Origin of the sequence: Pseudoxanthomonas helianthi (assembly GCF_017939625.1) — a bacterium.
Taxonomy (GTDB): Bacteria; Pseudomonadota; Gammaproteobacteria; order Xanthomonadales; family Xanthomonadaceae; genus Pseudoxanthomonas_A; species Pseudoxanthomonas_A helianthi.
The window spans coordinates 423,060-442,635 of record NZ_JAGKTC010000002.1 but is presented as its reverse complement, the minus strand read 5'-3'; the positions used below and the strand labels follow the sequence as shown (position 1 = coordinate 442,635).

Sequence of the window (19,576 nt, the reverse complement as noted above, 5' to 3'; positions counted from 1 at the left end):
GATGGACGAACTGCTGATCGTCACCACCGGCGGCACCATCGACAAGATCTACTTCGACGACAAGTCCGATTACCAGATCGGCGACCCGCAGATCGGCATGATCCTGCGCGAACTCGGCGTGACCTTCCGTTTCACGGTGATTCCGATCCTGCGCAAGGACTCGCTGCACATCACCGATGCCGACCGCGAACTGATCCGCGCCACCATCGCCGCGCAGCCGACCCGCCACGTGCTGGTCACCCATGGCACCGACAGCATGGTGCAGACGGGCGCGGTGCTGAAATCGATCCCCGACAAGACCATCGTGATGACCGGTGCGCTGAGCCCGGCGCGCTTCCGTGGCTCGGACGCCGAGTTCAACATCGGCTGCGCTATCGGCGCGGTGCAATCGTTGCCGGCTGGCGTGTACATCGCGATGAACGGCCGCATCTGGGATCCGGCCAAGGTGCGCAAGAACGTCGCCGAAAACCGCTTCGAGGCGGCCTGAAGAAAGAACCCCGGCATCGCCGGGGTTCTTCGTTTCGCATCATTGATCGCCGATCAGAAGGTGATGCTCCAGCTGTTGATGTAGCCGGTATCGCCGCCGGCGTTGTCGTTGACGCGCAGCTTCCAGGTGCCGTTCAACGCTTCGCCCGACAGGTTCACCGTATAGGTGCTGTTGATGTTGTCGGCGCTGCCGCCGCTGCGGTTGTGCAGCGTGTACACCGAACCGTCCGGTGCGACCAGGTCGACCTTCAGGTCGCCGATGTAGGTGTGGATGATGTTCACCGCCACCTGCGTGCTGCTCAGGCCCGAGCCGGTGCGACCGGACACCGTGATCGGGCTTTCCACGGTCGCGTTGTCGCTGATCGTGTAGTCGCCCGAGTTGGTGTAGGTCTGCGTGCCGCCGCCACCGCCGGTGCTGTAGTCGCCGACCAGGCTGACGCCCGAGAACGACGAATAGGCCTTCAGGTTGACGTAGTACTTGCCCGCGGACGGCGTGGCGAAGGTGCAGGTCTCGGCATTGCCCGACTTGTACGGACGGCAGTCGTACACGCTGTCGGTCGGTTCGCTGCCGAACTTGACGTACAGGTCCGCGTCGCCGGTCCCGCCGGAGATGGTGAAGCTCAGGTTCGATGCGCCTGCCGGCACGTCCATCGTGTACTTCACGTAGCCGCCGGTCGAGGCCGACAGGTTGGTCGCGGCGACGCCCTTGGTCAGCGTGTTGCCGGTCGGCGGCGTGGTGCCGTTGACGGCATCGACGACGGCTTTGGCGTTGAGGATGCCCGGGCCGATCGGCTGCGACGGGGTCGACGGGAACGCGGTGACGTTGGCCTTGATCAGCGCTTCGACCTGCGCGGGCGTCTTCGGCGTGGTGGCGACGGACTGGATCAGCGCGACGACGCCGGCCACGTGCGGGGTCGCCATCGAGGTGCCGTTGTACGCGGCATAGGTTTCGCTGCCGGGCGTGGTGGTGCCGGAGTTCAGCGTCGACAGGATGTTGGAACCCGGTGCGGCGATGTCGATCAGCGAGCCGTAGTTGGAATACGACGCGCGCGCGCCGGTGCTGGTGATGGCGCCGACCGCGATGACGTTGTTGCAGTTGGCCGGGGAGGCGTTCGACACGTTGGTGTTGTCGTTGCCGGCGGCGATGACCAGGGTGGTGCCGCGCGAAACGGCGCTGTTGATCGCATTCTGCGTGGTGGTGCCGCAGGCGCCGCTGCCGCCCAGGCTGAGGTTGATCACCTCCGCCGGATTGGCGTTGGCCGGCACGCCGCTGACCGTGCCGCCGGAAGCCCAGACGATGGCATCGGCGATGTCCGAGTCGTAACCGCCGCAAGTGCCGAGCACCCGTGCCGGGACGATCTTGGCGCCATAGGCCACGCCCGCCACGCCCTTGGCGTTGTTGGTGACCGCGGCGATGGTGCCGGCCACGTGGGTGCCGTGCCAGCTCGAGTTCTGCGCGGAATGGGTGCCGCCGCACTGGTTGGCCGCGACCCAATCGCCCGGATCGCTCGGGTCGCTGTCGCGGCCGTTGCCGTCGTTCGACACGCTGGTGTCGCCGATGAAGTCGTAGCCCGGCAGGATGTTGGCGTTGAGGTCGCTGTGGTTGGTGATGCCGGTGTCGAGCACGGCGACGACCACGCCGCTGCCGTTGGTCGTGTCCCAGGCCTGGTTGGCCTTGATGCCGTAGGTGCCCGAGTAGCCCCACTGCTCGCTGTAGCGAGTGTCGTTGGGAGTCAGGGTGGCGTGGTTGAGCTTGTCGACTTCGACGTACTCGACGTCCGGGTTCGCGGCGATCTGCCGCATCAGCGTTTCGGCTTCGGCGCGATCCAGCTTGCGGTCGGCCTTGACCACGTCGCTGCCGACGGCCAGGCGACGCAGCTTCTGCAGGCCAAGCGCCTTGCCCTTGGCGGCCGGCAACGCGCGCGCGGCGGCATTCAGCGAGCCCTGCAGCGCGGTGGCGTCGCTGCCGTCGCGGAACTTGACGATGAAACGGTCGAACCGGGTATCGGACTGCAAGCCGCTCAGTTCGACGCGGCCGCTGGCGCTGGCCGAAGTCGCGACCAGCGCGGCGATCGCCGTGGCGGTGGCCATGGCCAGGATCTTCGTTTTCTTGTGCACGCGGTGCTGCGAAATCTCGGACATCAGAACTTCCCTCTTGTGATGGCGGATCGGGTGGTATCGCAACAACAAACCCCCGGCCGCGTTCGCCTGGGCGCACGCGACGGATTCCGAACGGGAGTAGCCCATGTGACCGCGGGCTGACCGGAACCTAGCCCATCTGCCGTATTGGCGGACCGGATTCGGTAAAGGAAAATTGGTAATAAGTGAAACCGTTTCCGCACTGGCTCGCGATTGCGGCAGCAGTCACGATTTCACGGGCGTGCGCGCGGCCCGCCGTGACGACGGCGTGAAATGCACGCGATTCTCCGCCGGACGCGGCTACCGATTTGCGCAGCGCAATGTCCGCATTGCGCGAATGCGGGCAAGGACACGGACAAGAAAAGGCCGGCGCATGGCCGGCCTTGTCATGATGCTGTCTGCGGCGCGAGATCAGTCGCGCAGCTTGACCAGCCAACCGTGGCGATCAGGCAAGCGTCCGTACTGGATGTCGGTCAATTCCTTGCGGATCGCCATGGTCACTTCGCCAGCCGGTGCGTTGACGTCGCCGACGGAGAAGCCCTTCCCCTTCAGTTCGCCGATCGGGGTGACCACCGCGGCGGTGCCGCAGGCGAATACTTCGCTGATTTCGCCCGAAGCCACGCCGTCCTTCCATTCGTCGATCGACACCTTGCGCTCTTCCACCTTCAGACCGCGGTCGCGCGCCAGTTGCAGGATGCTGGAACGGGTGATGCCTTCGAGGATGCTGCCGGAAAGTTCCGGAGTGACGATGCGGCCATCCCTGTAGACCAGGAACACGTTCATGCCGCCGAGCTCCTCGAGGTACTTGCCTTCGACCGGATCGAGGAACAGCACCTGCGAACAACCCTGCGCATAGGCTTCCTGCTGCGGCAGCAGCGAAGCGGCATAGTTGCCGCCGCACTTGGCCGCGCCGGTGCCGCCCTTGGCTGCGCGGGCATAGTCCTCGGACAGCCAGATCGACACCGGCGCCACGCCCTTGGCGAAGTACGCACCGGCCGGGCTGGCGATGACGTAGTAGCCCGCCGCCTGCGCCGCGCGCACGCCGAGGAAGGCTTCGGTGGCGATCATGAAGGGGCGGAAATACAGGCTGCTTTCCGGCGTCGACGGCACCCAGTCGTGGTCGATGGCGACCAGCTGGCGCAGCGATTCGGTGAATTCCGTCACCGGCAGTTCCGGCAACGCGAGGCGCCGTGCCGAACGCTGCAGGCGCGCCCCGTTGGCGTCGGGACGGAAGGTCCAGATGGAACCGTCGGCATGGCGATAAGCCTTGATGCCTTCGAAGATTTCCTGGCCGTAATGCAGTACCGACGCCGCCGGATCCAGCGCGAGCGGACCGTAGGCGTGGACCTGGGCGTCGTGCCAGCCCTTCGCCTTGTCCCACTGGATGGCGACCATGTGGTCGGTGAAGTACTTGCCGAAGCCGAGTTCGCCGGCAAGGATCGCCGCACGCTGTTCGGCGCTGCGGGCACGATCGGAAGGAGTGACCTGGTAGACCAGCGGGGAGGCGGCGGGGGCGTTCATGGGGGAAATCCTCGTGGAAACCCGCCCATTATGCCGCCGAAGCGTCCGCCGGGCTTTCACCGGCGACGCATGCGCCGGCAACCACCCCGCCTACAGCATCCCGGTTTCCAGCCGCGCCGCTTCGCTCATCATGTGCCGGCCCCACGGCGGGTCGAACACCAGCTCGACGTCGGCCTCGGCGATGGTCGGGATCATCTCCAGCTTGCTGCGCACGTCGTCGACCAGGATCTCGCCCATCCCGCAGCCCGGCGCGGTCAGGGTCATCTTGACCTCGACCTCGCGCTTGCCATCGTCGCGGCGCTTCAGGTTGGCTTCGTACACCAGGCCCAGGTCGACGATGTTGAACGGGATTTCGGGATCGAAGCAGGTGCGCAACTGCTTCCATACCAGCGCCTCGACCTCATCGTCGCCGGCGCCTTCGGGCAGGTTCAGCGATTCCGGCGGCTCCTTGCCGATGGCATCCGCGTCCTTGCCGGCGATGCGGAACAGGTTGCCTTCGACGAACACCGTGTAACTGCCGCCCAGCGCCTGGGTGATGTAGCCGTAGCTGCCCGCGGGCAGGGTCACGCTGTCGCCCTGCGGCACCATGACGGCGGCACAATCGCGTTCGAATTGGACGGGTTCGCTGCTGCGGGAATACATGGAAGACAGATGGGGGCCGCATCGCGCGGCGCAAGCCGCATTTTAACGGTTCGACGCACCGCCCGCCGGGGCCATGCGGCGGACACAATGTCCCACCCGGCGCATCGAGGTGCCGTCGCGCTATCCTGCGCGGCCATGCCGGAGCCCCAATGAGCGAACCTTCCACCGCGCGCGGCTCCGGCCGATCCGTCGCCTTCCCCTTGTTCATGCTCGCTGTCGGCTGCCTCGGCGTGGCCGCCGCATGGGTGCTGCTGGCGCTGTACGGCAACGGACAGAAAGGCTGGATGGCCGTGATCGCGGCGCTGGATGCGGCGTGGATGCTGCGCTTGGGCGGCTGGCGCCCGGGCTGGGCGCGTGCCGCGCTGGCGGTGGCGGGTACGTTGTCCGTGGTCGCCTTGGCCAACTGGGGCATCGCCGCGCTGCAGATCGGCCTGCCGATGGGCCTGGACCTGTGGGAGTCGCTGTCGAAACCGGGTCTCGGCTACGTGTGGTTGCTGGCCGGACTGGCCAACACTGCCTTCGACAAGGCCTGCATCGCGGTGGCGGTCGCAATTGCGGCGTGGTTTGGGCGCTGATCCGGCTTCGCGATTACTCCGGCATTTCGTCCAGGCACTGCGCGAACAGGGCTACCGCCTGCTCGATCTCCGCCACGGACAAGGTCGCGTAGCCCAGCAACAGCCCCGCCCGGTCCGGTGGCGTCATGTAGTACTGGGAAATGGACGCCAGCCACAGTCCCCGCGTGCGTGCGTGGGCGATGAAGGCCTCGCCCTGCATGCGATCACGCCCCCGCAGCCATGCCACCAGATGCATGCCGGCGTGGGAATCGGCGATCTCGACCCGGTCGCCCGCCAGCCGCCGCAGGCCGTCGAGCAGCGCGGTGCGCCGCTCCTTCAGGGTCTTGGCGGTGCGGGCGAGATGGCGTTCGAAGCCGCCATCGGCCATGAATCCGGCCAATGCCGCCTGCTCCACGGTCGGTGCGCCGAAGTCGTCCAGCCATTTCGCCGCGACGAAGTCGCCGCGCAGTTGCGGCGGCACCACCATGTAGCCGAGCCGGACCGAGGGGAACAGGGTCTTGGAGAACGTGCCGATGTAGACGACCCGGTTGTCGCTGTCGAGCGAGCGCAGGGCCGCCAGCGGCTTGCTGTCGTAACGGAACTCGCCGTCGTAGTCGTCCTCGAAGATCCAGCAATCGTGGCGGCGCGCGTATTCCAGCAAGGCCAGTCGTCGCGGCAACGACAGCACGGATCCCAGCGGAAACTGGTGCGACGGCGTCACGCATATCAGTTGGGGGCGCCGCGCCGGCAGCGCATCCACGCACATGCCCTGCGCATCCACGGGCACCGGCACCACGCGCGCTCCGTGCGCCTTCAACACCGTGCGGACCGCGTTGTATTGCGGGTCCTCCATCGCCACTTCGGTGCCTTCGTCGAGCAGCACGCGCGCGGTCAACGTCATCGCCTGCTGGGTGCCGCCGACGATCAATACGTCGTCCGGGACGACATGCACACCGCGGCGCCGGGCGAGGTAGTCGCAGACCGCTTCGCGCAGCACGGGCAGGCCTTGTGCCGTCGGATAGTCGGGCTGGGTGTATTGGGCCGCGCGCGACAGCTCGCGCGCCCACGCACTGGTCAACGCCGGATTGGTCGACGGCTTGCCGTAATGGAACGCATATCTCGGCATCGACTCGCGCTGGCCGAACAGGCGCGCCGGGTTGAGCAGCTCGCGCGCACGCCGGGCGTACGCCGATTGGGGCTCGACAGGGCCCGTTGCCACCGGGGCGGTGGTGGTCTGCAGCGGTGGAGTGACGTAACTGCCCGACCCGACCCGGCTATCGAGGAAACCTTCGGCGCGCAGTTGTTCGTAGGCGGCCAGCACCGTGTTGCGCGACACTCCGAGTTCGCGCGCCAGTACCCGGGTCGGGGGCAGGCGCGAGCCGGTCTGCACGCTGGCGCCGAACATCGCCGCCTTCAGCGCCCGGGTCAGTTGCCCGTGCAGCGGGCCTTTGCCATCGAGTTCCAGGTACACGCGAAGCCCTTCGATCAATTGGCCCCATTGCAGTGTAGCCAATTGGATCTTTATAGGGCCAATTATCCGGGGTTTGATGGGGCCAATCGCCGACGCCACCGATGAGGCCGCCATGACCACGCATTCCCTCCCCTCGCCGATCCGGATCGCGCCATCGCTCACCCCTCCCCTCTGGCTGCTCGGCGGAACCGCGGCGGCCGTGGTCGACTTGGCCCTGGCTGCCCTGTACTGGAGCGGACACGGCTCCGCCGGCCTGCGCGTACTGCAATCGATCGCCGCATGGGCGATGGGCCCCGCCGCCTACCAGGGCGGATGGGCCAGCGCCGCGTTCGGCGTGCTGCTCTACATCGGCACCTTGTCGGCGGTGATGGCGGCTTACCAGCATCTGTCGCGCCGCTTCCGCGTGCTGTTGCGCAGGCCCGTGGTCTGCGGCGCCTTGTACGGCGCGCTGATGTACTGGCTGATCTTCCACGTCTTCGTGCGCTACTTCAGTGCCGCCGTCACCCACGCGCACGCGCTGCCATTGGAGTGGGAAGCCTTGTGCTATGCCGTCTACATCGGCCTGATCGGCATTCCCTGTGCATTCCTGGCACGCACGCACGTGGTGCGCGGAAACGGGTAACGCGCGCGGCGAATCACCGCTTCACCTTGCCGCAAGCGACTGCGGCCACTCGTGCATGTCCCTCGGCGTGATTGCGAGAGCCGCCAGAACTGGCTGGTCGGCTCTGGCGCGAGCACATAAATCGACCTCGGTGGCATTGCGTCGCGATGCTTCGGATCTACGGTCCTGACTGCTGGAAATCAATATCAGGCGAACGCAAGGCCGGCATGATGTCGGGCGACCGCAAGGCGTGGCACGATTGACGCATGGCTACCAAAGCGATCGCGGGCGGCACGGTCCATGAGCTCCCATCCGACCTTCGGAAGGCCATCGAATCCGATGATGTAGCCAGGAATCTCTGGACCGGAATAACCCCGATCGCGCGAAATGAGTGGATATGCTGGGTTACATCGGCCAAGAAGGAAGAAACCCGAAAACGGCGTATCGAAGTCGGCCTCGACAAGATGCGCGGAGGGATGCGCAGGCCATGCTGTTGGCCCGGATGCCCGCACCGCTGATGTGCACGAAAATCGGGTTTGTTTCCCGGCACGGGTCGGCTGCTGTCCAGCCCGCACATTCGGTCGTGGCTTCAAGCCTCCCGAAGCAGAAGGCCGACCCCTTTCGGGGTCGGCCCACGACTCGGCAGGACAGCCCCTCCGTCAGAAATCGTAGCGGACGGTGAGACGGACGCTACGCGGATCGGTGTAGTACAGCACCTGGCCATATCGCTGGGAAATCTGCGTACGGTTAGCCGCGGAGCGGTCGAAGAACGCGGTCGGGGTTTGGGTGTCGAACAGGTTCAGGACATCCACCCCGACGCTGAGGCCTTCGAGCCAGTTGGGCGTGTAGGTCACGTTGAGGTTGAAGGTAGCGGTCCACGGAGTTTCGCCGGCTGCGCCTCGCGGCGAGAAGTGGTAGTCCGCATTCGGTACGGCATTCGGATCGTTGACCGCGGTCTGGCCACCGGGCACGCCGCAGTAGTAGTAGGAAGCGCTGTTGTAAATGCCCGACTTGGCGTATGGCCAGAAGCTGGTGCAACTGCGTGGACGGCCGCTCTGGACGATCACCGAACCACCCACGCGCCATTGGTTGCTCAGCTTGAGGGAGCCGAACGCCTTGACCTGGTGGGTCCGATTGTTCGGCAGGGGACCGCCGGCACCCGCCATCAGCTCCGGCAAGTCCCAGTCCTGGGATACGGACACGTCGGCCTGGCCGCCGGCACCGGTATCGGTCGAAGAGTTCAGCTGGCCTTCGGCGTTGCCCCAGTTGTGCGCCAGCGTGTACTCCAGCTTGGCGCGCAGCATGCCATCGTTGTATTCGGTGAAAAGATCCAGGGCGGCGTACCGGCGCTTCAACTTCGGCAGGGCCAGTTCCTCGGCGCTATAGGTCACCTTCTCGAAGCTGCCATCCTCTTGCTGGATCCAGAAAGTGTTCGCTTCGCCCGGGTTGAGGATGAAGCAGGCTCCGCCAAGCACCGGCGAGCAGTTGTCATCGATCGCACTTTTCAGGTCGCGATAGGTCAGCTTGGCGCCCCAACTCGTGGTATCGCTGAGCACCTGTTCCATGCCCAGGATGTATTCGTCCTGGTAGTGCGCCTTCAGACCGTCAGCCGAAACCGTGCGCGGATCGGGGGCCACGCCGCATTCCTTGTTCGTCGAAACGGCACCATTGCCGCAGACGAACTCCTGCGTGGTCAACGGGATCGGCGTGAGGCCGTTGGGGGTGCCATCGGCATTGATGCTGGTGTAGGTGTAGAACTGGCTGGCAATCAGACTGCCATTGGCCGCGCGGATGGCCACGTTGTTCGGCATGGCCAGGTGATAGCGGCCGGCATTGCCGTAGACCTTCAGGCTGGAATCGCCCTTCACGTCCCAGGAGAAGCCGATACGAGGCGCCCAGTTGTCCTTCTGGCTGACGTAGATCTTGCCGTCGCCGTTGTAATTGTCGAAGCCATCGTTGCGCAAGCCCAGCGACAGCAGGAAGTTGTCGGTGACCTGCCAGCGGTCCTCCAGGTACCAGGCATGCTGCACGGTGCGCACGTTGCCCCCGGTCGTGTTGTAGTCCTTCGTCACGTAGTAACCCTGCGTGCCGAGGCCGCCGCCGCTGGCCGGCGAACCTACGCCATGGCTCGCATCAATCGCTGCATTTGGGCTGCCGAACGCATAGGTCCAGCGGTAGCCGGGTCCTGAAAAGCTGTTGAAGCGGAACGACTCGGCCTCGAAATGGTCCACGCCGGCACGCAACTCGTGGTTGCCCAGGGCGTAGATCACGTCGAAACGATAACCCTTGGTCTTGTCGAATGTCGGTACGCCGACGCTCAGGTAAGGCTGGGGACTGGTGATCGAAGAATAGGCAGCCGGCACGTTGGCCGAATTGATATTGATGAAAGTCTTGCTGGGGTCGTAGCCCGGCACCTTCGCGGGCAGGTGGTCGATCTTCTGCTGGCCATACAGGGCCGAGACCGTCAGGTTGTCGGTCCAGTAGCCGGTGTACTTGCCGATGTACAGGCGGGCATTATCCTCCGTGGTGCCGCTGACGGCCACGATGTTGTCGTGCTGGAGAGTGTTGTAGTCGAAGCCGGAATAGGCGAAATCGTATTGGGTATTGTCCTGGACGCCGGTCAATTCAAGGATGTGCTTATCGGTGATGTTCCAGTCCACCTTCGCCGTCCAGCGCGGATAGGTGTAGCTGAAATCGTTCCAACCTTGAGCCGCCACGTTGGCCAGACGCGAGAAGCGTACGGCGGTGCCATCGGTTTTTTCGCGCTCGGCGTTGGCATAAACGAACAGCCTGTCCTCGACGACCGGGCCGCTTGCCCACACGCCGTACTTGAAGCTTTCCGCCGTGTTCTGCCTGCGGTGCTGGTACAGCGTGCCGTCCGTCCAGTTCAATGGGTTCTGGGCCGCGGCGGTGTCGGTGTAGTGGCTGTCGGCGGACCAGTGGCCGGTATCCGGGTAGTAGATGTCCTCCGCGTTGCCTTTCAGCGACTTCGGGGTCCAGACCGCGTACACCCCGCCCTTCCATTCGTTGGTGCCGCGTTTGGTGATGACACTGACCACGCCGCCGGTCGAACGGCCGTACTCGGCGCCGTAACCGCCCAGCAGCACTTGCTGCTGATCGATGGAATCGAAGCCCAATGCGGTGAAGCCGATGGCGGCCAACGGATTGGTGACTGGATAGCCGTTGATGTAGTAGGCATTTTCCGAAGCAGCAGCGCCGCCGAAACTGCCAATGCCGCTACGCGAAACGGCAGGCCTGCCTGCCATGGCCATGCCGGGCGCGGCGGACATGTCGTACGAGGTGGAGGAGATCACGCCCGGGGCCAGCAGCGACACGTCGTTGAGGTTCTGGCCTACCGCGTACTGCGCCAGTTCCTTGGCGGTGAATACGGTGCGCGTATCGGTCTGCGAGACGTCGATGCCGGGTCCTGTTGAGCCGGTGACGGTTACCGTGTCCAGCGTAGTGGCGGCGCCCGTCGTGAAGTCGACCTGCGAGCCGGTCGCAACGTGCACCAGCACGTTGCGGCTGTCGGAGCCGATGCTGACCTTGTAGTTGCCCGGCAACACCGACACCGCGCGATAGTTGCCGTTCGCATCCGCGGTCACCGTGCGGCTCGCGCCCGAATCGACGTTCGTGATGGTGATGGCCTGGCCAGCCTGGGCCTTGCCGAAAATGGAGCCGCTGGTGCTTTGCGCCTGCACGCCGCCCGCGAAACACATGCCCAACGCCATGCTCAGCGCGGTTCGTTTCAGATTCTTGTAGAAATTCCTGGAATTCCGGGAAATGATCATTTGCACTCTCTGCGATTGGGTCTTGAGAAACGCGATCGACTGTCGCGCCGGCCAGCGAAGCAAGTGCGACGATGACGTCGCCCAATCGACGTTAACGTTATCTTTATGAGTTCGTTATGCGGGGATTGCGTATTTCTCCCGCAGGAAACTTTCCACTTCCGGCGGATCTCGCCCGCTTCTCGATAGCCCATCTCTTTTCGCAAGACTTGCACATGGTTGGCGCAAGGCATGCGCATCGATCCGTACAGAAGACGGACGACGCGCATGGCTTCTCACCGCTCGACTGGCGGATTCCCGATGGTTGCGGAAAGACTCTCGAAAGGACTCCGTCGACGTCGGCTCATCCGCCACATAACGCCCTGATGACGGAGGCGAGGTTGACTCGCCTTAGAACTTAAGCGTGAGCTTCGCCCGCGACGTTCGTGGAGGCTCGGACGGATCTACGGCGTGCACGAGGACAACGGCAGCTGCAGCGACTGCAGCCCCTTTCCCAGATCGGCGGTTTCCGCGAACAGCACCAGCCCCATGTCGGCGTCCACGGCGTCGGCTGGAAACTCCACGGAGACGTGGCCAGAAATCCCCTTTTCCCCTAGCCGCCATGGGCCATGCAATGCGCGCACCACACGCTCGTGGCGCAACCGTTTTCCCTTGTTTTCGCCCGCGGCGACGCGATCGGTGACCAGCCCATCCTGGTAAAGCGCCAGCCAAAGCCGACCGTCGGCTGCCATTGCCTTCGTTCCGGTCAGTACCGGCGCGGCCTGCACGCCCACATCGACGCCCTTGCCCGAACGCGATGCCGCAAGTTTCAGACTGACGGACGCGGGGTCTTGCCCCAATCGTTCGACCAGCGCGTCTACGGACGATGATTTGCGCCAGTCCAGCATGGTCTTCGCGCCCAGCATCACCTGCGGCGTGTACACCACACGTTTGCCGGCACTGGCAACGCGGGTCTGCTGGCGCGCGGTATTCGCTGCCGAGGAAAACCGGTCGGGCCAACCCAGGTCATTCCAATAGTCGACATGGAAAGCGAGCGCAGTGGCGTCGGCCCGGCCTTTCCAGCGCTCCATCCACTGATCCGCAGGCGGGCATTGGTTGCAGCCTTCCGCGGTGTACAGCTCGATCAGCGGGACGAACGTCATACCGCTGGCCGCCTGGCACGTCGCCTCCATTGCGGCAGCATGCGAAGGCGCCAGCGAAACCAGCAGCAGCATCGAACAGAAGGGCGTCAGGCGCATTGTTCGCTCCGCGATTCCGACGTCAGTGAACGTACTCTAGCCGTGGACGGGCCCGCGCGTTATGCGGGAATTGCGTACCTGGCGCCCGTATCCGTGCACACGGTTTCGAGCAATTCCAGCGCAACAGCGGCGCAACGCACGCACAGCAGCCGATTCCTCCAGGATGCACAGTGCCTGCACCGGCATTGCTCTCTCTGTCGGAATTTGGAAGGCCGCGGCGGATGCTGCGGCCTTCCTTTTGCCGGAATGCCCTCGCCAATCCGGCGATTGGCTCCCATGCGAACGGATGCATTGGCTCTCAATGGGCCGCGGGTACAGGTCTATGTTTCCGCCATGAGCGCGACCTCCGTCGCGCACCTCGTCCGGGACCCACCTCGATGGAACTGCATCGGCACAGGCTTCGCATGTCGGATCAGCTGGTCCTGGGGAACGATCCGGGCATCGAGCTGCATTCGGTCCTGGCGCGAGGCCGCGGCGCGCGAGTCGAAATCCCCGCCGGATGGATCAGCGTGTGCTGGGCCGTACGCGGCCGCTTGCGCCTTGAGGCCAATGGCCGCGAGTGGGAACTGACTTCCGGACAAGTCCAGGTGTGGCGCGACGCACCCTTGCAATGCCGCAGTGGCGCGCACCACGGCTGGATCGTCGTTACCGGCCCGAGGCGCGCATGGAACTGGCTATCTCCGCAACGCGACCCGATTCCCTGCCCCGAGCTGTTGCTTTGGCAAGGCCGCATCTGCCGCGATGTCGCCCATGTTCTTTGCTGCATGGCGAAGGAAGGCGCGCCGCGTACGCCGGAACACGACCGTACCCTGGCCATCGCGCTTTCGGACAGCCTGCACGATTCGCAGAAGGAACTGCATGGCAGGCTGGCCCGGTGCGGCGGCCGCGGGCTCGCCAGGCGGCAGCAGATGCTGATGCGCTTGTTGCGGGTCAGGCATGCGATCCGCCACAGCGAGGACCAGCGCCCCAACCTGGCCGGTCTTGCCCGGATGGCGAACTATTCGACCTTCCACCTGATCCGCGTGCATCGCATGGTGTTCGACGAAACGCCGTTCGAGTATGCCGCGCGCTTGCGCATGGAGCGCGCATGGCGCATGGTCAACGACACGGACATGCCGGTCTGCGAGATCACCGAGATGCTGGGCTTCGAAAGCCAGAGCGCGTTCTGCCGCGTCTTCAAGAGCGCGTTCGGAACGACCGCATCCGAAGTGCGACGCGGCATCGAGGGATTGCGGATCCGCGCCGCCTGACAATCACCACCTCGGGGAATCGAACCATGCTCAAGAGTCTCTCGCCTGCCGCGCCTGGGCGCGTTGCCGCGGAAGGAATCGGAACCGGCCTTCCCTGGCGCCCGTTCCTGATCGGCACTGCGCTCATCGGCAGCGCCGACCTGCTGTTCGCCTGGTTGTTCTGGGCGTCGAAGGGCGTGGGCTTCGTCGACATCCTGCATTCCATCGCCCGCGGCTGGTACGGCAAGGCCAGCGAAGGCATGGGCATGAGCAGCGCGCTGGTCGGTGCGTTGTCTCACTACATGATCATCTTCGGCATGTTGCTGGCCTACTGGCTGGCGGCGCGCGTACACGCGGTCTTCCGCCGGCACGTCATCGCGCTCGGCGCAGCCTATGGCCTGCTGCTGTACCTGGTCATGAACTTCATCGTGCTGCCGCTGTCGGCAGCGGGCATGCCGAAGTTCAACAACGTCGCATGGGTGGCGTCCAGCATCGCGATGCACATGCTGATCGGCGTGCTGATCGCGTGGTTCGTGAAAAAGGCGCTGGATCGCTGATCGTCGTCACGGGCAGGTCGGGGTAACGCCCCGACCGTCTCGGCAAAGGTCGGGGACGTTGCCCCGACCTGCAAACGCCGACTCAATGCCCGCCGTCCAGGGCCTTCAGTTCGCTGACCAGCGCACTGGCCATTTCCGCGCCATCGCCATACAGCATGCGCGTGTTGTCGGCGTAGAACAGCGCGTTCTCGATGCCGGCGAAGCCGGTGCCCTTGCCGCGCTTGATCACGATGGTGTTCTTCGAATTGACCACGTCGAGGATCGGCATGCCATAGATCGGCGACGCCGGGTCGGTCTTCGCCACCGGGTTGACCACGTCGTTGGCGCCGATTACCAGCGATACGTCGGTGTTGGCGAATTCGGGGTTGATGTCGTCCATGTCGGCGATCAGGTCGTAGGGCACGCCCGCCTCGGCCAGCAGCACGTTCATGTGTCCCGGCATGCGCCCGGCGACCGGGTGGATGGCGAACTTGACCTTGACCCCGCGATCCAGCAGCCGCTGGGTCAGTTCCCAGATCTTGTGCTGCGCCTGCGCCACCGCCATGCCGTAGCCGGGCACGATGACCACGCGTTCGGCGAAGGCCATCATCGCGGCGACGTCGGCGGCCTCGATCGGCTTCTGCGAACCGCTGATTTCCTGCGCCTCGCCGCTGCTGCCGCCGAAGTTGGAGAACAACACGTTGCTGATCGGCCGGTTCATCGCCTTGGCCATCAGCCGGGTCAGCAGGATGCCCGCCGCACCGACCATCATGCCGGCGATGATCAGCGATTCGTTGCCCAACACATAGCCTTCGAATGCCACCGCCAGGCCGGTGAACGCGTTGTACAGCGAGATCACCACCGGCATGTCGGCGCCACCGATCGGCAGGGTCATCAGCACGCCCAGCGCCAGCGCGGCGAGGAAGAATGCGACGATCACCGGCACACCGAGTTTCCAGGCCGCCAGCGCGCCGAGCACCACCGTGCCCAGCGCGACCAGCGCGTTGAACCACTGCTGGCCGGGGAAGGTGTAGCGCTTGTCCATGCGCCCGTCGAGCTTGGCCCAGGCGATGATCGAGCCGGACAGCGACACCGCGCCGATCAACGAACCGACCACCGCCAGCGCCAGCGTGACCTTGCCCGGCTGGCGCGCGGCCAGTTCGGCGATGGCGCTGGGGCTCCAGTTCGAGGTGTCGCGGTTGGCCAGCGCGGCGAACCGCAGCAATTCCACCGCGCCGATCGCCGCGGCCGAGCCGCCGCCCATGCCGTTGAACAGCGCGACCATCTGCGGCATGTCGGTGATCGCGACCTGCTTGCCCCAGGCCCAGGCGACGAAGATGCCGATCACCGCCGCCAGCAGGATCAGGGTGATGTTGTGTAGCCCCGGCAGGAACAGCGTCGCCACGGTGGCGATGACCATACCCAGGCCGGCCCAGCGGATGCCGCTGCGCGCGGTGGTCGGGCTGGCCATGCGCTGCAGGCCCAGCAGGAACAGCGTGGCGGCGACCAGGTAGCTGGTCTTGACCAGGATCGGCAGGAATTCGGAAAGGCCCATTACTTGCCCTCCTTGCCCGAGGGCTTCTTGCTGGACTTGAACATTTCCAGCATGCGCTCGGTGACCACGTAGCCGCCGGCGGCGTTGCCCGCGCCCAGCAGCACGGCGAGGAAGCCGATGGCCTTTTCCAGCGTGGTGTCGGCGTGGCCCAGCACCACCATCGCGCCGATCAGCACGATGCCGTGGATGAAGTTGGAACCCGACATCAGCGGCGTGTGCAGGATCACCGGCACCCGCGAGATGATCACGTGGCCGGCGATGGCCGCCAGCATGAAGATGTACAAGGCCACGAAACCGTCGTTCATCCGCTTCCCTCCGGGGCACGCCGCCCTCCCGCATCATAACCGCGGCTGAACCCGTCGGGAAATCGAGGAAAGGTGTCAACCGCAACGTTCCGCGGGCGTTTTCACCCTCGCAACACCGCCCCCGCCACGAGAAGAGGAGACCGCCATGCGACACCGTTCATTGCTCGGCTTGACCATCCTGCTGCTCGGCGTCGCCGGCAGCGCCGCCGCCAGGGATTTCGGCGACCGCGTCGACCATCGCCTCGATCGCAAGGGCGAACGCATCGAGCACCGGCTCGACGCCCGTGGCGACCGCATCGAAGCCCGCTACGACCGGCGCGCCGCGGTCGCCGCAGCCCATGGCCGTTTCCACCTGGCCCAGCGACTCGACGCGCGCGGCGAGCGCATCGACCGCCGCCTGGACCGCAAGGGCGAACGTGCCGAAGCCCGCTGGGATCGTCGCGGCGACCGCTTCGACCGGCGCTGGGATCGCAGGAGCTAAGCTTTGCTGGTGAATCCCGTCGCCAGCCCGGAACTTGAAAACCCGGCGCCGCCCCGCCTGGCGGCGTCGCTGGAACAGTTCCTGGCCGAAATCGGCACGCGCGCGTTCCGCTTCGCCGAAGCGGGCCTGCGCAGCCGCGACGACGCGCTCGACGCGGTGCAGGATGCGATGATGAAGATGCTGGCCTATCGCGAGCGCCCCGCCGCCGAATGGACCCCGCTGTTCTGGAGCATCCTGCGGCGCAAGATCGTCGACGTGCAGCGGCGCAGCAGCTTCCGCCTGCGCTGGCTCGCCCCGCCCAGCGAACGCAGCGAAGACAGCCTGGTCGACTGGGCCGATCCCGGCGTGGGGCCGTCGCAGGCGCACGATCAGCGCGAGGCCTACGCGCGCCTGACCCAGGCGTTGCGCGCGTTGCCCGCGCGCCAGCGCGAGGCCTTCACCCTGCGCGTGCTGGAAGAGCTGGACGTGGCCGACACCGCGCGGATCATGGGCTGCTCGGAAGGCTCGGTGAAAACCCATCTGTCGCGCGCGCGCGACGCTTTGCAGAAACAGCTGGAGGAATTCCGGTGAGCGACATCCACGACAACGACGCCTTCGACCGCCGCGCAAAACAGTTGCACGCGACGGCGCTGGCCAGCATTTCGCCGCAGACGCTGGCGAAGTTGCGTGCCGCGCGCCAGGCCGCCGCCCAACCCGCGCGTCCGGGCCACGCCTGGCGCTGGATCGCCGCGACCGCGTTCTCCGCGGTGTTCGCGGTGGCCATCGGTGTGCAGTTCGTGCCACGCACTTCCACCCCGGTGGCGCCCGCGCAACCGGTCGCGTCGGCCTCCGCCACTTCCGACTATTCCACCTCGCTGGACGAAAACCCCGATCTGTACGTGTGGCTGGCTTCTGCCGAAGGGCAGCGCCTGGCCTCGGAGTAAGCCATGAACAAGACGAACATCCGCCTTTCCTTTTTGCTTGCGCTGGGCCTGTTGTGCGGCAACGCACTGGCGCAGGCCGCGCCAGCAGGGAACCTGCCCGAATGGGACAAGCTGACGCCGCAGCAGCGCGAAACCCTGATCTCGCCGATGCGCGATCGCTGGAACAGTTCGCCGGAAGAACGCGCGCGCATGTTCGAGCACGCCAACCGCTGGAAGTCGATGACGCCGGAACAGCGCCAGCAGGCGCGCAAGGGCATGCGCCGCTTCGAGCACATGGGTCCCGAGCAGCGCCGCGAGGCACGCGCCCTGTTCTTCAAGATGCGCGGGATGACGCCGGAGCAACGCCAGCAGCTCCGCAATCAGTGGGGCAAGATGACGCCGGAACAGCGGCGCGAGTGGATGGACAAGAATGCGTCCAAGCAGGACGACATGCCACCAATCCCGCCGCCGCCGAGGAATTGAAATGCAAAAACCGACGGATTTCCGGCGGTTTTTGCTTGGGCAGCTTAGGTAGGATGGGTGGAGCCGAAGGCGATACCCATCAATCCACTCGCGGACACTTTGATGATGGGTATCGCTACGCTCCACCCATCCTACTTGCTAGGATCAAGCCGCAAAGGAAAGTAGCGGCCAAGAACCCATGCGTAAATCGGGCCGACTATCGCTAGGGCGAGGAAGGGCGCACCGAATTCGAGAACACTCTGAATCGGCCCGACGGAAACCGTAGTTCCGTGTCTGACCTCGAAGCGATCGGCGAACATCTTGATTCCAAGCACAAGCGCCACGAACGCCAGCAGATAAACGGCCCCCACGACCCCCGCATGGCTGATGCGATGCCTGGCCGAACATCGCCTGCACCTTATTCGGGACGGCCAACACGAGATGACGCGCAAGGCGCCGATATCTGCTCCGCACGATTTGCAGACAAGTCTCGCCATGCGCCGGACTACTGGCCGGCGCGCTCCGGCCAAACCGTCTTCGCCAACAACTCATCGCCCCAATCGAAGTTCACCGCCCCATCCTTGAGGAACAGCGAAACAAAATTGAACACGTTGCGCGCGTACATCTCGCTCGCGTGCACTGCGCCCATGCTGGCCAGGTTCAACGGACCGGAAACGAGCACGTTGCCATGCTCGACGTTCTCCCCCGGCACGGTCACCTCGCAGTTGCCCCCGGTTTCCGCCGCCAGGTCCACGATAACGCTGCCCGGCTTCATCCCTTCGACCATCGTCCGGCTGATGATCTTCGGCGCCGGACGGCCCGGCACCGCCGCGGTGCAGACCACCACGTCGATGCCCTTCAGGTGGTCGGCGAGGCGCTGCTGCTGCAGCGCGCGTTCCTCGTCGGTCAGCTGGCGCGCATAACCGCCCTCGCCCGCCGCACTGACGCCCAGGTCGAGGAACTTGCCGCCCAGCGATTCGATCTGCTCGCGCGTTTCCGGACGCACATCGAAGCCTTCCACCGCCGCGCCGAGGCGCTTGGCCGTGGCGATGGCCTGCAATCCCGCCACGCCGGCGCCGACGATCAGCACCTTCGACGGCCGGATGGTGCCGGCCGCGGTGGTCAGCATCGGGAAGAAGCGCGGCGCCAGTTGCGCGGCGATCAGCACCGCCTTGTAGCCGGCCATGCCGGCCTGCGAGCTGAGCACATCCATCGCCTGCGCACGGGTCGTGCGCGGCAATCTTTCCAACGGAAATGCCGTGAGCCCTTGCGCCTTGATCGCTTCGCCGCGCGCAGCGTCGCCCTGCGGTTGCAGCACGCCGACCAGCGTGGCGCCAGGTTTCAGCTGGCCGATCGCCGCCGCGTCCGGCGGTTGCACGCACAGCACCAGGTCGGCGCTGCCGCGCGCATCGCCTTCGGCGATCTTCGCGCCGGCATCGGCATAGGCCCGGTCGGTGAAGCCGGCGGAAAGCCCCGCGCCGGCCTCGATGCGCACGCTGGCGCCGGTTGCGGCCAGTTTCTTCACCGTTTCCGGCGTGGCCGCGACGCGGCGCTCGCCCGCCGCGGTTTCCTTCAACACCAGCACTTCGACTGCCATGGGGGCCCTCGCCGGATCGGTCATCGCCGCCGATGCTAGCAAAGCCCGGCGGCGCCAGCTCGCGCCAGC

18 protein-coding genes and 2 pseudogenes are annotated in these 19,576 nt (G+C 65.6%); 10 read left to right on the top strand and 10 right to left on the bottom strand.

Features of this window, described 5'->3' with window-relative positions:
• The first annotated feature begins 1 nt into the window (after position 1).
• Entirely contained in the window at positions 2 to 487 is a 486-nt protein-coding gene (locus J5837_RS09730) for an asparaginase domain-containing protein (protein ID WP_210536565.1), read from the top strand.
• 53 nt (positions 488 to 540) lie between these two features.
• Here J5837_RS09730 and J5837_RS16425 read toward each other — a convergent pair.
• The 4 genes and pseudogenes from J5837_RS16425 to sufT form a co-directional block, all read right to left on the bottom strand.
• Positions 541 to 774 (bottom strand): annotated as a pseudogene (locus J5837_RS16425) (proprotein convertase P-domain-containing protein); the annotation flags it as partial.
• Positions 775 to 903: 129 nt separating this feature from the next.
• Positions 904 to 2,628: pseudogene (locus tag J5837_RS09725) on the bottom strand (S8 family peptidase); the annotation flags it as partial.
• A 408-nt stretch (positions 2,629 to 3,036) separates the two neighbouring features.
• Positions 3,037 to 4,146: a branched-chain amino acid aminotransferase gene (locus J5837_RS09720; RefSeq protein WP_210536563.1), complete on the bottom strand. Its 1,110-nt coding sequence runs from the start codon at positions 4,144 to 4,146 to the stop codon at positions 3,037 to 3,039.
• Positions 4,147 to 4,236: 90 nt separating this feature from the next.
• On the bottom strand, positions 4,237 to 4,788 hold the full coding sequence (gene sufT, locus J5837_RS09715; protein WP_210536562.1) for a putative Fe-S cluster assembly protein SufT: 552 nt from the start codon (positions 4,786 to 4,788) through the stop codon (positions 4,237 to 4,239).
• Between the two features lie 149 nt (positions 4,789 to 4,937).
• On the opposite strand from sufT, the gene J5837_RS09710 reads away from it, so the two are divergent.
• Positions 4,938 to 5,363, top strand: a complete 426-nt coding sequence (locus J5837_RS09710; protein ID WP_210536561.1) for a hypothetical protein — start codon at positions 4,938 to 4,940, stop codon at positions 5,361 to 5,363.
• A 13-nt stretch (positions 5,364 to 5,376) separates the two neighbouring features.
• On the opposite strand, the gene pdxR is transcribed toward J5837_RS09710, so the two are convergent.
• On the bottom strand, positions 5,377 to 6,855 hold the full coding sequence (gene pdxR / locus J5837_RS09705) for a MocR-like pyridoxine biosynthesis transcription factor PdxR (protein ID WP_244755855.1): 1,479 nt from the start codon (positions 6,853 to 6,855) through the stop codon (positions 5,377 to 5,379).
• A gap of 70 nt (positions 6,856 to 6,925) precedes the next feature.
• On the opposite strand from pdxR, the gene J5837_RS09700 reads away from it, so the two are divergent.
• Positions 6,926 to 7,435 carry a hypothetical protein gene (locus tag J5837_RS09700; protein WP_210536560.1) on the top strand — a complete coding sequence of 170 codons (510 nt, stop codon included), beginning with the start codon at positions 6,926 to 6,928 and terminating at the stop codon, positions 7,433 to 7,435.
• A gap of 245 nt (positions 7,436 to 7,680) precedes the next feature.
• Positions 7,681 to 7,932 carry a YdeI/OmpD-associated family protein gene (locus J5837_RS16640; protein WP_210536559.1) on the top strand — a complete coding sequence of 84 codons (252 nt, stop codon included), beginning with the start codon at positions 7,681 to 7,683 and terminating at the stop codon, positions 7,930 to 7,932.
• A 141-nt stretch (positions 7,933 to 8,073) separates the two neighbouring features.
• Here J5837_RS16640 and J5837_RS09690 read toward each other — a convergent pair whose 3' ends face one another.
• Entirely contained in the window at positions 8,074 to 11,205 is a 3,132-nt protein-coding gene (locus J5837_RS09690) for a TonB-dependent receptor (protein WP_210536558.1), read from the bottom strand.
• 440 nt (positions 11,206 to 11,645) lie between these two features.
• A complete protein-coding gene (locus tag J5837_RS09685) occupies positions 11,646 to 12,440 on the bottom strand; it encodes a DUF1223 domain-containing protein (protein ID WP_210536557.1) in 795 nt (264 codons plus the stop codon).
• A 404-nt stretch (positions 12,441 to 12,844) separates the two neighbouring features.
• Here J5837_RS09685 and J5837_RS09680 point away from each other — a divergent pair, with 404 nt between their 5' ends.
• Positions 12,845 to 13,690: a helix-turn-helix domain-containing protein gene (locus J5837_RS09680; RefSeq protein ID WP_210536556.1), complete on the top strand. Its 846-nt coding sequence runs from the start codon at positions 12,845 to 12,847 to the stop codon at positions 13,688 to 13,690.
• A 26-nt stretch (positions 13,691 to 13,716) separates the two neighbouring features.
• The gene (locus tag J5837_RS09675; protein ID WP_210536555.1) at positions 13,717 to 14,226 is read left to right on the top strand and encodes a hypothetical protein; all 510 of its coding nucleotides are present in this window, start codon (positions 13,717 to 13,719) and stop codon (positions 14,224 to 14,226) included.
• A gap of 82 nt (positions 14,227 to 14,308) precedes the next feature.
• On the opposite strand, the gene J5837_RS09670 is transcribed toward J5837_RS09675, so the two are convergent.
• Positions 14,309 to 15,760 carry an NAD(P)(+) transhydrogenase (Re/Si-specific) subunit beta gene (locus J5837_RS09670; RefSeq protein ID WP_210536554.1) on the bottom strand — a complete coding sequence of 484 codons (1,452 nt, stop codon included), beginning with the start codon at positions 15,758 to 15,760 and terminating at the stop codon, positions 14,309 to 14,311.
• On the bottom strand, positions 15,760 to 16,065 hold the full coding sequence (locus J5837_RS09665; RefSeq protein WP_210536553.1) for an NAD(P) transhydrogenase subunit alpha part 2: 306 nt from the start codon (positions 16,063 to 16,065) through the stop codon (positions 15,760 to 15,762). Before J5837_RS09665 ends, J5837_RS09670 begins: the two co-directional genes overlap by 1 nt.
• Before the next feature lie 145 nt (positions 16,066 to 16,210).
• Here J5837_RS09665 and J5837_RS09660 point away from each other — a divergent pair, with 145 nt between their 5' ends.
• From J5837_RS09660 to J5837_RS09645, 4 genes are read left to right on the top strand one after another with little or no spacing between them, the layout of a single operon-like run.
• Positions 16,211 to 16,546, top strand: a complete 336-nt coding sequence (locus J5837_RS09660) for a hypothetical protein (protein WP_210536551.1) — start codon at positions 16,211 to 16,213, stop codon at positions 16,544 to 16,546.
• 3 nt (positions 16,547 to 16,549) lie between these two features.
• Entirely contained in the window at positions 16,550 to 17,116 is a 567-nt protein-coding gene (locus tag J5837_RS09655; RefSeq protein WP_210536549.1) for an RNA polymerase sigma factor, read from the top strand.
• Entirely contained in the window at positions 17,113 to 17,469 is a 357-nt protein-coding gene (locus J5837_RS09650; RefSeq protein ID WP_210536548.1) for a hypothetical protein, read from the top strand. The genes J5837_RS09655 and J5837_RS09650 overlap by 4 nt, the downstream gene beginning before the upstream one ends.
• A gap of 3 nt (positions 17,470 to 17,472) precedes the next feature.
• Entirely contained in the window at positions 17,473 to 17,931 is a 459-nt protein-coding gene (locus tag J5837_RS09645; protein ID WP_210536547.1) for a DUF3106 domain-containing protein, read from the top strand.
• A 484-nt stretch (positions 17,932 to 18,415) separates the two neighbouring features.
• Here J5837_RS09645 and J5837_RS09640 read toward each other — a convergent pair whose 3' ends face one another.
• On the bottom strand, positions 18,416 to 19,507 hold the full coding sequence (locus tag J5837_RS09640; RefSeq protein ID WP_210536546.1) for an NAD(P) transhydrogenase subunit alpha: 1,092 nt from the start codon (positions 19,505 to 19,507) through the stop codon (positions 18,416 to 18,418).
• Positions 19,508 to 19,576: the final 69 nt, after the last annotated feature.